Below are 12,928 nucleotides of genomic sequence, written 5' to 3'. Positions count from 1 at the left end.
AACACCTTGAGGTTTATGGTGTTGAATGTCAGCAAAACTCGCCGAGCGCTTGTGCTGCTAAATGTCCATCTTAACCGGCGGTTCTGCTGACATAGGCCATACCAGTCCAGTTCTTGTTACTAGGAGCAATAATACAAAAGACATCTCCAATGCGAGAAATATACCAATAGGGTGATTGGGAACCCCGCGTATCATTAGGTAGAACAAATAGCTCGTAGTAAGCAAATTTACCGCGAGAGTAACGTTGAGGGCATAGCGACGTTCTTGCCAGAGTGGCTTACAACGCAGGAGGTTCAACACCGCCGTGCCGGCGAGCATCACACCGGGTAACATCAACAACAAACGACGGAATAAACCGATACCATCGCTGGTTACCAACGGCCAGATGGCAACAAAGTGGCCCTGGGCTCCAAGGAAGAGAAACAGCCCCAGAACCACAGTGCCACAGGCGGCAAGGCGATAAAGTGCATTGCGTTGCAAAGCGGGCTTTGATCTAGAAGCCGACATCACGCTCCCCCACGGTGGCTAGGCCACATTCGTAGGCAAATACGACTGCCTGCGCACGATCGCGCACCTCCAATTTTGACAGCAAACTGGAAACGTGGGTTTTCACGGTAGCAGGGCCAATAAATAGGGTCTCGGCAATCTCTGCATTACTCTTGCCTGCGGCGATGGCTTCCAGTACTTCACGCTCCCGGGTGGTTAGGCGCTCCAGCCGCCTTGCCAGGTTGCGCCCAGTTCCCAGTTTCTGTGCGAACTGGCTGATCAAGCGTTGGGTGATGCCCGGTGCGAGCATGGCACCGCCCTCTGCTACGGTGCGCACTGCCTGTACCAGCGCCTCTGGGGGAATATCCTTGAGCACAAAGCCACTGGCGCCAGCCCGCAGCGCACGAAACACGTATTCATCAGGATCGAACGTGGTCAAAATAATGACACGGCAAGTTGCATCACTAGCTTCCAGGATGCGCGCTGTGGATTCCAGCCCGTCCATCTCCGGCATACGGATATCCATTAGGATAATATCCGGCTGGTACACTCGCGCGGCTTCAATTGCCTCGACGCCGGTACCGGCCTCGGCGACCACCTCGATATCGGGCTGGTTATCCAGAATCAGGGCAAAACCGCGTCGCACCAAAGCCTGGTCGTCCACTACCATCACTCGCAACATTATGTTTTCACCATTCCTGTAGGTAGTTGTGCATATACCTCAAAACCGCCACCATCGACTACCCCCGCATACAGATAGCCACCGAGCAGTTCCGCACGCTCGCGCATTCCCGCGATGCCGTGCCCACCGCCTGGCTGCCCATCAATAGCTATTTCCCTCATGGGCCGCTCGCCGAGAGTATTTCCATCATCGCGCACTCGAATTGTGAGAGTGCCGTGATCTGCGCGTACACTCACTTGCACCCGCACTGCGGCACCGACGTGCTTGATGGCGTTTGTGAGGGATTCCTGAACAATGCGATAGGCGGCGAGCGCGACACTGGTTGGCACTTTCTTCAGTGCGCCGTTGGCCTCGTAGTCAACCTGGGTTAACACCTGTCGGACCTTTTCAATCAGATCTGGCAAATCGCCGAGTTCTGGTTGCGGAGTGAGCGCAGTGTCGTTATTAGTCGGTCGCAGTACACCGAGTAAATGACGCATTTCTGCCATGGCCTGACGGCCAGCCGCCTCTACAGAGGCCATAGCCTCATTAGCAGCTTGCGGGTTATTGCGGCTGATAGCCCTGGCAGCACCGGCCTGCACAGTCATAAGACTCACTTGGTGCGCCACCACATCATGCATCTCACGGGCGATTCGAGTGCGCTCGGCCACAACTGCGCGCTCGGATTCGGCATTGCGCTCGCGTTCCAAATACTTGGCCTTCTCTTCCAACAAGCGCAGATATTCACCGCGAAAGCGCAGCCGGCGGCCGATATACCACAGCGCCCATACCAGCATCACCGTTACTGTGCCTGCTGCAGTTGGCTGAACCGGAATACCCTGGTCAAGAGCCACAAAAACCAGCGTCGCGATAACGCCAAAAAAGCTGGCCCGGGTATTGGCCTCGTAACGACCGAGGCTATACAGCGAAATCGCCATAGCCACGATGCCATCTGCCGGCAAACCCAGCTCCAGCAATATTGTTGCGCCGAGAATAACGGCCTGTACCTGCCAAGGGTGGGTGCGACGCCACAACAGAGCGAAGGAGCCAACGAATGCACACTGGAAAGCAATAACATCCCACAGGCTCTGCATGGATAGCACTTCGGGGGAGCCGTTGCGCGACCACATCAAAAGCGTCAGCAAGAACATAAGCAACGCAATAAACAAGTCGGTCAGGTGCGGCCATCGCTCAAACGGCCCACGTAAGGGCCGCCACATAGGGAGCTTGGGCAGTTCCGTGCTGGCATTGGGCGGATTCGGCGCAGGCGTACTTAGGGACGAAGATTTCATTTCCGCATGCTAAACCAGGGGCAACCAGCTGTCATGGGACTTTCGGGGGAGATGGATACGGCAAACTCTCCACCTTTTGGGGGAGTTCGATTCCTGCCTGCGGCCGATGTGCGTAGGTCTGAAAAAGCAGAACATGTCCGGCAAGCACATTAAGACCCAATACGGACCATAATCGCCTGGAGAACCCCATGAACGACGCTGTACTCAGCCAAACACTACCGCGACCATTCGATACCCGGCGGGCTGTTAACCTGTCGGTAAAAACCTGGTTCTGCATCGCGGCTATCGGCCATGCGATCTTCTTCGCCTATATCCTGGCCGTCTTCTACCCACCCATTGCCGAATCAGGAGTGCACGGCTTGAAAGGGCTCCACCTACCGGCAGGCTTCCGCGAGGGAGATATATTAGGCAACCTGGCTTCGGTGAGCCACGTGCTATTGGCCGCGATTGTCATCGGCGGTGGTCCACTTCAGCTGATCCCTTCGGTGCGGCGCCATGCCCCTAACTTCCACCGCTGGCTGGGACGCAGCTATCTGCTGACCGCTGTCATCGCCAGTATTGCGGGGCTCTACATGACCTGGACGCGGCACACTTTTGGCAACCTGGTGTCGCAGATCAGCATTACAATGGACGGCATACTGATTCTGTTATTTGCCTTTCTGGCAGTGAAGACTGCGTTGGCCAGACGCATTGCTGAGCACCGCCGCTGGGCCTTGCGTCTTTTTATGGCAGCAAGTGCAGTGTGGTTTTTTCGTGTAGCCTTGATGGGCTGGGCAATGCTAACCGGCGGCTGGGGGATTGACTGGAAATCCTTTACCGGGCCTTTCCTATATGCACTGGGCTTCGGCCAATACCTGCTCCCACTGGCCATGCTGGAATGGTATTTTCACTGTCAAAAGCGTGGAGCCGCACAGGGTACCCAGATTGCGTTTGTCAGTACACTAGTGCCGCTGACCGTGTTTATGGCCATTGGTATTTTTGCTGCTACGATGGGAATGTGGCTGCCACGGATCTAAGGCTACCTGGGCTGGTTATCGTGAACTTCTTGTGCTGATTTGGCTTTAGAGGTTCACGACTTGGAAATCCCGCTCTGAGCGAAGAATTAGAAACTAGAGTACTAAATTAATTTTGGCACTATGCATTTGTGTGATCCGAGGAGTTACCTCGTACTGACAGCTCGGCACCCACCTTCCCCTATTCTACACCCTCAAGCTATTTTAGATGCCTGTTAGCCTGGCTCTCACTTCCATAAGTGCGAACCCTAAAAGATTAAGGCCTTTCCAATCGTTGGGATTTTCTGACGCAGAATTATCTTGGGCCAGGCCAATGCCCCATATTTTATCTACTGGACTAGCCTCAACTAATACTCTGTTTTCAGTACTAAGCAAAAATTGCTTGAGATAACATTTTGAGAGAATTTGGCTAGAGCAGCATTTACCACAAACTTAAAAGGAATGAGAAGCAGGGAATGGCAAGAGATGTAGGCGATGATTATCGTGCTGACTTCAACATAACCAGCCACAGGTAAAAAATAATACAGGTTCAGTAAAAGCCATGTAAATGGCTAGGACGAGATTTATATCCTGGTTGGCTGGCACTACCGCACGATATAGTGCGATCACCAGCTACCCTGGATAATCATTTGGTTAATATAGGATATTAAAGTCTCTCTTTGTGTGACTGTCGCCCATACGCAAGTAGTATAGAAACCACTCCTCTATAAAGAGTTTAGCTTTAAAACTGATCACTTCCGCCCACTTAGCAAGGGCAAGTTCAACTGGAACTTGCCAAACATCACTCAACCCCCCTAAAGGCTATGCCACCACCAACCGCTACCAGAGCAAATTGTAACCGGTCCTGTGGAGCCCCGTATTTTGTGGCCAAAACAACTTCAATGATCTTGTTATGGACTTACCGGAGGCTCCGAACTTTGAATGTTACTGGTATTAAGTTAAAAATTGATCTTCCCATCTTCACCCAAAATTAAATGCTCTAGGACTTGATCTTTTGACAATTTACTCTTTCTCTGTGTATCAATCTCTCGCTGCTCCAGCATTTTAGCTCGAGGTGTTTTCCCAAGATCTTCGGTAGCCCCATCGCTACCAGGAATGTTTATATATGGATCGCCGGACCAAAGCTCAGCATCAAGCAAATCTTCCTGGCTCGCACACCCTATCCCACACACAGCCATAAAAACAGCTATTATAAAAATCAATTTTTTACTCATAACCTCCAGACCTCTACACAATGCATAATCGCAAATATCAGTAGATCGATCGCGGCATGGCCTGGTTATGTATTTGGTGAGATACAAAAAAACAAAACCAACTTCCATATGCCAACTACCATTAGAACAGCATATTCTATCTTGATTAGAACATAATTCAGAGAGATTTTTCCAAGCCCCATAGCTTTATCATAAATGAAATCCTAAAGCACCAAACTAGTAAGAGGCAAATATCTGGTACAATCGCTCCATCAGATGCGGTGGCAGCAGAAAGTAATCTAGTAAAAGTTGACTCCTAAATACCTTACCCCCCACCATGAAGGGGTCCTTGTGCGCACCAAACCTGATCAATAAGCAGGCAGGGTCAATTAAGATGACATATAGATAATCTGACTCTAAAGACTCTCTATTTCTGAGCCACTTAAATTTCTAAAAGTTGGAGAATTTATGTCAGAGCTATCGGCGTACGTTTAATTTTTTTCATGACGAACAGCCCACTTTCTTGTTGCCAGCACTACTCGGTTTTTCCGTCGCCATTATTATCGTTATCTTTCAAGCGACTCCTATCAGGGCAGGGTAAGAAATAGCGTAAGGATACTCTTGGGTGCAGATTTTGTGGAGAACTATCAAACTATTCACAGACTTACTGTATCGCGCCAATATAAAGGTCAGTGTATTTTTGGCTTGCCCTTACACGCTAATGGGCTATGATGTTTGAGGGATAGTGGAGTGTCACGTTTCTACTTTAATTTTAGATAGCCCTATATCCGCTACATTCAAATACGGTACGTAATCGAGACTGCTCACTAGAGATTGCCACTGCATATTTCACATTTAATTAATGTATAATCCGAAACACTATTTGCGCCTACGTCTGAAAAGTTAAGGAGTCTTTGGATTACTGCTCTATAAATATTTTAGGTTCAATATTAGCCATACAGTGTAAAGCCAAAATTAAGGTGCATAAAACTTCTTTACTGGGCACTCATAATTTGGGCGCAACCATGCAAGAGGGCATATATGTTTACTCAACCTTCTTCTTTAATTAAAAAAATACTTATAGGTAATCGCAGCTGGGAATGGGTGCCCATCTTAGTTGCACGCGTATCTCTGGGGCTATTTTTTTCAGTATCTGGGTATAACAAACTATTCGATCCTGAGAAACATGCAGACCTTATTAACTTGATGAGCGAAATAGGAATGCCCTTCCATAAATTTATGGCGCTGGTTTTAGCCTCTATAGAGTTCTTCGGAGGATTACTTTTAATTATAGGCCTACTATCAACACTTGCTGCCATTATCCTATCCATTGTAATGATTGTTGCTATTACCACAGTTGAAATCGAACACGCCATCCCTAAAGGCATTGGACCACTAGACTGGATGAGCTGGTTTCTTTATTTACCCCAAGTTTTGTATATTATTTTATTTATATGGTTAATAACTACTGGTCCCGGCCGATTTAGCTTAGATCATCTAATTGCCGATAAGTTGGGCCTCAACAGAACAGCTAAATAAAACAGACAGATTTGTAGGTCTGGAAGATGGGTATTGAATTGCTGTCAGTATTAGCGAAACCCTTACCTTTACTCTTAATCAGAATTTGCAAATTCCCGAAAACATGCAATTTTAAACACTCGTAAAACGCACCTTAAAGACTAACAAGCAGAAGAAAAATCAGGGAAACTAGCGAACACCTAACCAATCTTGTATTGCAAGCATTAATTCTTATATTTTAGAATCCAATATCCTTGGGCCACATATTGAGAGTCTCGATCTGAGTATACAATTAGCTTTGTCTATAATTTGCAGCCATTCATGGAGTACAATACACTATCCATCTCTAGAAGGGGAAAATTCATAACCATCTATATTTCACTTAAAATATAGTACGCTGCTGTAGTAAGCTCCACTTCCAGCAGCACATATTAAGAGCCTGTCTCCAACACTAGAGTTTCACAGTCATATTTTCCTCACTAAACTCCGGTATAACCTGATCCCTAAATAAACATGAGTAAGAATTGCCCCAATACTCAGAGCAGCATTCGCAACAGTATTTTGATATAGGTGGACACTCTCCTTTCAAGCACTATCAGTTATTAGAATTGGTCTACACTAATCCAGATCAGACTGACCCACTTACCACTACTTAATTGTAGGGGGATACTTAGTGCGGAACGACTTAAATTTAGTGGAACATGTTGTAGTGCCCAGGGAAAATCAAATGGAAAATCAACCTTCCGTAAGAAGTACTCGATTTTGGTTATGGATTTCGATTCTTATTTTTGCTGCCTCCAACGCAGTCGTTGCGAAAATTGGGGAACTGGGTGCCAGCCACCCCATTAATGGAAACAACCCTATCTCTTTTTGCAACCTCTTGTTCGCTGGAAATCTCTTGGCGGGTATCACCCTTTTAATTATCTATAGAAAAGATTGGCGCCTCAGCATCTTAAAGCAGTATCCTTTCAAAGACTGGTTTTACATGTTCGTGCTTATTTTGATGTCTGGAGTTCTTGCCCCCGCTTTCTTCTTTATTGCTCTGATGCTCACAGAAGTGACCAATGTCGTTTTAATTGCAACTCTAGATGCTCCCTTGGGACTTTTGTTCGCTTATCTGATGTTCCGGGAGAGGCCTACCGCATTCTCAATAGTGGGAGCCCTTGTGGTAACGGTTGGCGTTATTGCAATTTTTGTCCTACACCAACCCCCGATGGAAGATCCAATGAGTATGAAAATGCTCAATCTTGGAAATCCAGCCATGAACCAATTTCTTCAAGACCTCCCCAAAGCTGGAGAAATTTTAACCGCTTTAGCCACACTCTTAGGGGTCATTGCGGTTCAGGCAAGCCGGAAACTGCTTGATCGGGTCCCTATTGGCGTCTTTTCAACTTTCCGTATGCTTGCGGGAGCGATACTCTTTTCGGTCATTGTCCTCTCTGTATTTGGCCCCCACCACTTTGACGACCTATTCTCTCCCTTCCTCTGGGTGTGGATGCTTGTATACGGGGCAATCATTATTGTCCTTGGGCAGATCACCTGGTTTAAAGGACTCCAAGGAGGGGCGAGCTCTGCTGATATCTCTATCGCCACAGCCATTACTCCCGTAGCCGGTACTTTCTTCGCCTTTCTTATCCTGCAAGAGGTTCCCAACTTCGCTCAAATTATTGGGGGTATCATTATTATGTCCGGAATAGGTATCTCATTACTCGGCCAATATCGCGAGCAAAAAGCCATCGAAATGAAGTATGAAAAACCATGCTCTTTTAAAGGGGTATAGAGCTTTCCAGGCAAAATAGCAATAAAGTCGATAAATCATCTTTTTTTACAATATGGAGTCATAGGTGGCGATGTACTCTTTGCAAGGCTACGTAGTGAATTCTGCGCAAAATCAAAGCTCAAAGTTACTACTATCGCATATGGTGAGAGAAATCTGTGTACGCATGTGGGTATAGCCAATAAAGATTAGTGAGAAATTACTCTTGTAAGGGGGTAGATTTATCTTATTCTATGTATCTATACCTGCCAATCCAAATTATATTGCAAGAAATCTTAAGCTAAGGCTTAAAAAGATAAATACCTAAATGTATTAACTAAAATCTGATAATCTACTTCCCAGATTGTCAATATAGGAGACACACGCCTACCCGCCAAAAATTACAACGGACACAAGTAATTTAGCACCTTCCATGGACGAAAATTTATACGGAATACTGCATCATCAATACATATTTTGAATATCTTGCCAATATTCACACCTTTTGGAGAAAAGATCTCTCCAAGCCATTCGTATTTTTGTTCAACCCACGCTCCTAAAGAGGATTAGGCTTCACAAATATGCTTGGGAACAGTATTGCTTAGATGATAATTGATTTTCACCTTCATAGATAAATCGAACTTGATGTACTTATATGCTCCTTGTCACCTCTGTAACACAATATCTCGAGCCGAATAGTTCTATCCATTAAGAACTTCGATCCGGTATCGTTCTTTCAAAGTTAGTTAGTTGGTAAGGGCTCCTATAAGGTTTCTGGATTGTTAGTGCGGATTCTAACCAGCCAGCAGATCTCCTTCGCTATCTCCATCTATGTCGGCTATTGCATGAACCTAGGAATAAAACAGGCAGTTTATAGCGTTGTTCTCACTCCATCATCTTTTTCATACACCAGTTAGCTTTGTAAGTGACAGCCATATACTGTGCAAGCTGAAAAACTCCGATGAACCTGGGGGCAAGGAGGATCTGCGTGGAGTCAAGAATCGGACGGCAAGTAATCGATGTCTGGCATCAACACTGGCAACATCGTTTTAGTTTCCAATAGGTAAGTTCGTAATGTTTGTCATGTCGATAGTGAGGCCAACAAAAGTCATTGAATTAGTGAAATCGGAAAAGTGCATCGAAGCACAGTTCCCCGCTGCCGTATATTTTAAGAGGTTAAGCCAAATTAAAGCCTTTCTGAAACAGCACCTTCTTGCAAGCTTTAATGTATTCCATAGTGGATCAACGAGAAAGTTGTATTTATATACACGTAAGTATAACTTAGCAAGAGAGGTAGTTAGGTCTCATTTTACAGGCTTCTTGGTTTACCCCTCAAAATAATGCACACCTACTTACAACTTAACAACCAATATAGTGCACACCTATTTGCCACAGTCAAATTCGCAGTTTAGATGAGCCTATGTACACACTACCGAAATTGCTCTTCAGAATAGGAAAGAAGTCACTCAAAAATATCAAAAAATCCTCTTTAGGCTTACCCGTAAAACTGTATAATTTACAGTAAGAAAGCAGGACAAAAACTTATGGTTTCGTTAAGTGACCTTCACAGAAAAAAAGATACTGAACCAGATAGAAAATTTATTGAGGCTTTAGCTCGTGGGTTGGATGTACTCCGAGCCTTTCAACCTGGTGATGGCTTCCTGGGTAATATGGAGATCGCCCAGCGCACTGGCCTGCCCCGCTCCAGTGTTTCCAGGCTGACTTATACCCTGACCAAATTAGGCTATCTTACCTACTCTGATCGAATGGAGAAATATCAGCTGGGTAGTGGCGTCCTGGCTCTTGGTTATGCTTTTGTCTCAAATCTCACAGTCAGGCAGGTAGCCAAGCCTTTAATGCAGGATCTAGCTAATTCTACCGGTACCGCTGTTGGTCTCTCTGATCGGGACCGGCTGGATATGATTTTTGTCGAGTTCTGTGCTCCTGCAAATGTCACAACTTTTCGCCATGAAATCGGTAATCGCGTACCCATAGCTTCCAGCGGCTCCGGGCGAGCTTTTTTGGCAGCACTCCCTCAAGAAGAACGGGAATATTTTTATGGCTACCTGGAGAAAAAAGCTGGTGATCAATGGCCAACGATCAAAGCCGGTATTGAAGAAGCGGTCACCAGCTACCAGCAGCGCGGCTTCTGCTGCTCTTTTGGCGAGTGGAATCGCGATGTCAACGGTATCGCGGTACCTCTCTCTTTAAGCCAAGGTCATATTTACACTTTTAATGCTGGCGGACCTGCTTTTAGACTTAACCCGGAATACTTAGAAAATGAAGTAGCTCCTCTGTTGAAAAACCTGGTAGGCAATATCGAAGCTATGTTAATCCGATATTAGTCGACTCAAACTCCAGATCTTCTCAATCAGTACAGCTACAGTTTGAAACGCAGTAGAAAGTTGAAAATTTTATCAAATCTTTGGCCATAAGGTGGTCGTAAAGGCACCGCCGCTGACTTTTTGGCTTGTGTAAAGATCGGTCGTAATTTTGAGAATTCCAAAAAACCCTCATAAGCGTGATATTGCCCCATGCCACTCGCCCCAATACCACCAAAGGGCAAGTCTGCCTGGGAGACATGCATCGCGCAGTCATTGATACAAACACCTCCAGACATTGTGCTTTTGATAATCTTTTCCTGAACATCTCCGCTAGAACTGAAAATATATAATGCTAAAGGCCTATCTTTACTATTTATGTAATCTATCGTATCAGACAGATTCCTATACGTAAGAATAGGTAAAATAGGGCCAAATATCTCCTCGCGTAGCAGACTCATGTCTTCTGTCGGGTTTAACACTAAGGTGGGAGCAATTTTTTGCAAACCTTTATTGTTTTCAACATCTAATAACGGCAGAACTGTAGCCCCTTTCTCCAGAGCATCCGTTAGACAAGTATTCAGCCTATTAAACGCCTTTTCATCAACAATCGAAGTATAATCTTCTGAATTTAAAGATGGATACCATTTGGGTACAAGTCTCTTAGCCGATTCCAAGAATCCTGAAAGTTTTTCTTCAGGAATCAATAAATAATCTGGAGCTACACAAGTTTGGCCCGCATTGAAGAATTTTGAGCTCAAAATACGTTCCGCAGCAATATTTTCATCAAAGTCGCCACATATTATGGCTGGAGACTTACCTCCCAGTTCTAGTGTCACAGGAGTTAGGTGATCCGCAGCTCTCCGCATTACCACTTTTCCTACTTTGCCAGATCCAGTAAAGATCATGTGATCATATGCCTGGGCTGTAAACTCCGTAGCGCTCACTCCAGGAAGAATAGCTACCAGATCCTCTGAAAAGAATCTATTAAATAACTGATGTAATAATGCAGAAAGGGCACGCGAGTTAGCAGCCATCTTGATCATACAGCGATTCCCTGCGGATATCGCACTCACCAAGGGCCCAACAGATAGAAGTAGTGGGTAATTCCAGGGGGTAACAATAGCAACCACCCCTTTTGGTTGAGGTAATACGCGATTTTTTACTCCTCGAAGTAGCAAAGGCACATGACGTTTCTGAATTTTCACCCACTTTTTTAAGCGCTTACGAGTGTAACGAATCTCCTCGATACACCCATAGATCTCTGCAATTTTAGTTTCCTGGATGGCACGATTACCAAAATCCTCGCTTATTGCCTTTGCTATGGATTTCTGGTTTTCCAGGATCAATTGCTCTAATTTTTTTAAACTTTCCAGACGCTCCTGAAGACTCGGGTAGGGGCTCCTATTAAATGCATCCTTTTGAAGTTTAAAAACACTCTCTACTTTACCTATGCTCACAGATCTGGTGTGCTCGACAACTTTTTCCATGTGTGTGCCCTCGCAAAGTGGCAAGTAGAGAGTGAATTTGGCCGTATAGTCAGTGCTTTATGATTTACAGCTTGGCAAATCGTAAAGTGTGGTAATCAGTACTGCCAAATAGGTACTGAGTTGTTGTTAGACGCTTAAAGTAGTGACTTACATCCAACTCCTCAGTAACCCCTATACCGCCATGTAACTGTATCGCCTCTTGACCGATAAACCGCGCAGCTTTACCAATACGGCTTTTTGCAGCGGATATCGCCTTAGGCGCAACTCCGTTATTGCTATCAAGCTGTAGCGCAGCCATCAACAATATTGAGCGCGCTTGCTCATACTCAGTAAACATATCCACCATGCGGTGCTGTAGTGCCTGGAACTTGCCAATAGGAACACCAAACTGCTCCCGCGTCTTAGTGTACTCAACTGTCTTCTTATAGATCCTTTCCATAGCTCCAACAGCTTCTGCACACAATGCCAACGTCGCTCTATCAACAGCCTTTTCTATAGCTCCTAAAGCCGCCCCCTCTTCCCCTATCAGATTAGCTATGGGTACTTTCACGTTATTGAATTTAATTTCGGCGGCACGGTGTGCATCCACAGTGGCATATCCATGCCGCTGAAGCCCTTCTGTATTAGGATCGACAAGTAGTAAGGTGATCCCCTCACGATCTCGCTGTGCTCCGCTCGTCCGCACAGCAACTAAGAATTTATCTGCTACGTCACCATTTAGAACGACAGCTTTATGTCCATTCAGGAGGTAATTGTCTCCATCCTTTACCGCAGTCATGGCTATATCAGTAAGGTTATAGCGACTCTGTGACTCAGTAAAAGCAAATGCCAATTGCAATTGGCCTTCCATTAACATTCCCAGGAGTTCTCGCTTTTGCACCTCACTAGCGCAGTCAGCGATAAGACCACCACTGAGAACAACACTGGCTAGGAAAGGCTCAACCACTAAACCTCGACCGAACTCCTCCATAACCACTATAAAGTCTACGGCGGAGCCTCCTAGGCCTCCATCATCCTTTCCAAACGGCACCATTAACCAGCCGAGTTCCGCAAATAGCTTCCAATTTTCCTTACTGAAGCCAATATCGTTACTCACTATTTTACAACGACGGTCAAAGTCATAATCCTGCTGGATAAACTTGCTCACACTGCTTTGCAGCATCTGCTGCTCTTCGCTGTAGGAAAAATCCATCGCTCA

General features: G+C 45.8%; 11 protein-coding genes. 4 read left to right on the top strand and 7 right to left on the bottom strand.

What is annotated here, in order from left to right; all coding sequences use genetic code 11:
• Positions 1 to 57: 57 nt before the first annotated feature.
• The 3 genes from ACYX4J_RS09035 to ACYX4J_RS09025 are packed head-to-tail and all read right to left on the bottom strand — an operon-like array spanning position 58 to position 2,439.
• On the bottom strand, positions 58 to 507 hold the full coding sequence (locus ACYX4J_RS09035; RefSeq protein WP_476178401.1) for a hypothetical protein: 450 nt from the start codon (positions 505 to 507) through the stop codon (positions 58 to 60).
• Positions 494 to 1,168: a response regulator gene (locus ACYX4J_RS09030; protein ID WP_476178400.1), complete on the bottom strand. Its 675-nt coding sequence runs from the start codon at positions 1,166 to 1,168 to the stop codon at positions 494 to 496. The genes ACYX4J_RS09035 and ACYX4J_RS09030 overlap by 14 nt, the downstream gene beginning before the upstream one ends.
• Positions 1,168 to 2,439 (bottom strand): sensor histidine kinase, encoded by a 1,272-nt coding sequence (locus ACYX4J_RS09025; RefSeq protein WP_476178399.1) that lies wholly within the window; start codon positions 2,437 to 2,439, stop codon positions 1,168 to 1,170. The genes ACYX4J_RS09030 and ACYX4J_RS09025 overlap by 1 nt, the downstream gene beginning before the upstream one ends.
• 188 nt (positions 2,440 to 2,627) lie before the next feature.
• On the opposite strand from ACYX4J_RS09025, the gene ACYX4J_RS09020 reads away from it, so the two are divergent.
• Entirely contained in the window at positions 2,628 to 3,455 is an 828-nt protein-coding gene (locus ACYX4J_RS09020; protein WP_476178398.1) for a DUF2306 domain-containing protein, read from the top strand.
• A 201-nt stretch (positions 3,456 to 3,656) separates the two neighbouring features.
• On the opposite strand, the gene ACYX4J_RS09015 is transcribed toward ACYX4J_RS09020, so the two are convergent.
• Both ACYX4J_RS09015 and ACYX4J_RS09010 read right to left on the bottom strand, forming a co-directional pair.
• Positions 3,657 to 3,857 carry an NADAR domain-containing protein gene (locus tag ACYX4J_RS09015; RefSeq protein WP_476178656.1) on the bottom strand — a complete coding sequence of 67 codons (201 nt, stop codon included), beginning with the start codon at positions 3,855 to 3,857 and terminating at the stop codon, positions 3,657 to 3,659.
• Positions 3,858 to 4,390: 533 nt separating this feature from the next.
• Positions 4,391 to 4,666, bottom strand: coding sequence for a hypothetical protein (locus ACYX4J_RS09010; protein WP_444941940.1), 276 nt, complete (start codon positions 4,664 to 4,666; stop codon positions 4,391 to 4,393).
• A 1,020-nt stretch (positions 4,667 to 5,686) separates the two neighbouring features.
• Here ACYX4J_RS09010 and ACYX4J_RS09005 point away from each other — a divergent pair.
• The 3 genes from ACYX4J_RS09005 to ACYX4J_RS08995 all read left to right on the top strand — a co-directional run bounded on the left by ACYX4J_RS09005 (position 5,687) and on the right by ACYX4J_RS08995 (position 10,264).
• On the top strand, positions 5,687 to 6,184 hold the full coding sequence (locus tag ACYX4J_RS09005; protein ID WP_476178397.1) for a DoxX family protein: 498 nt from the start codon (positions 5,687 to 5,689) through the stop codon (positions 6,182 to 6,184).
• 706 nt (positions 6,185 to 6,890) lie between these two features.
• Positions 6,891 to 7,943, top strand: a complete 1,053-nt coding sequence (locus tag ACYX4J_RS09000; protein ID WP_444941942.1) for a DMT family transporter — start codon at positions 6,891 to 6,893, stop codon at positions 7,941 to 7,943.
• A gap of 1,520 nt (positions 7,944 to 9,463) precedes the next feature.
• Positions 9,464 to 10,264 carry an IclR family transcriptional regulator gene (locus ACYX4J_RS08995; protein ID WP_475710037.1) on the top strand — a complete coding sequence of 267 codons (801 nt, stop codon included), beginning with the start codon at positions 9,464 to 9,466 and terminating at the stop codon, positions 10,262 to 10,264.
• Between the two features lie 35 nt (positions 10,265 to 10,299).
• Here ACYX4J_RS08995 and ACYX4J_RS08990 read toward each other — a convergent pair whose 3' ends face one another.
• Both ACYX4J_RS08990 and ACYX4J_RS08985 read right to left on the bottom strand, forming a co-directional pair.
• Positions 10,300 to 11,730, bottom strand: coding sequence for a coniferyl aldehyde dehydrogenase (locus ACYX4J_RS08990; protein ID WP_476178396.1), 1,431 nt, complete (start codon positions 11,728 to 11,730; stop codon positions 10,300 to 10,302).
• A 64-nt stretch (positions 11,731 to 11,794) separates the two neighbouring features.
• A complete protein-coding gene (locus ACYX4J_RS08985) occupies positions 11,795 to 12,922 on the bottom strand; it encodes an acyl-CoA dehydrogenase family protein (RefSeq protein WP_444913234.1) in 1,128 nt (375 codons plus the stop codon).
• Positions 12,923 to 12,928: the final 6 nt, after the last annotated feature.

Source organism: Microbulbifer sp. ABM4_008, assembly GCF_056311705.1.
Note: the sequence above shows the minus strand (reverse complement) of the source record. Positions and strands in the feature narration are given on the sequence as shown.

Excerpts from the sequence above, each read along its gene's own strand:
- ACYX4J_RS09035 (WP_476178401.1), bottom strand. The coding sequence starts at position 507 with ATGTCGGCTTCTAGATCAAAGCCCGCTTTGCAACGCAATGCACTTTAT.
- ACYX4J_RS09030 (WP_476178400.1), bottom strand. The coding sequence starts at position 1,168 with ATGTTGCGAGTGATGGTAGTGGACGACCAGGCTTTGGTGCGACGCGGT.
- ACYX4J_RS09025 (WP_476178399.1), bottom strand. The coding sequence starts at position 2,439 with ATGAAATCTTCGTCCCTAAGTACGCCTGCGCCGAATCCGCCCAATGCC.
- ACYX4J_RS09020 (WP_476178398.1), top strand. The coding sequence starts at position 2,628 with ATGAACGACGCTGTACTCAGCCAAACACTACCGCGACCATTCGATACC.
- ACYX4J_RS09010 (WP_444941940.1), bottom strand. The coding sequence starts at position 4,666 with ATGAGTAAAAAATTGATTTTTATAATAGCTGTTTTTATGGCTGTGTGT.
- ACYX4J_RS09005 (WP_476178397.1), top strand. The coding sequence starts at position 5,687 with ATGTTTACTCAACCTTCTTCTTTAATTAAAAAAATACTTATAGGTAAT.
- ACYX4J_RS09000 (WP_444941942.1), top strand. The coding sequence starts at position 6,891 with ATGGAAAATCAACCTTCCGTAAGAAGTACTCGATTTTGGTTATGGATT.
- ACYX4J_RS08995 (WP_475710037.1), top strand. The coding sequence starts at position 9,464 with ATGGTTTCGTTAAGTGACCTTCACAGAAAAAAAGATACTGAACCAGAT.
- ACYX4J_RS08990 (WP_476178396.1), bottom strand. The coding sequence starts at position 11,730 with ATGGAAAAAGTTGTCGAGCACACCAGATCTGTGAGCATAGGTAAAGTA.
- ACYX4J_RS08985 (WP_444913234.1), bottom strand. The coding sequence starts at position 12,922 with ATGGATTTTTCCTACAGCGAAGAGCAGCAGATGCTGCAAAGCAGTGTG.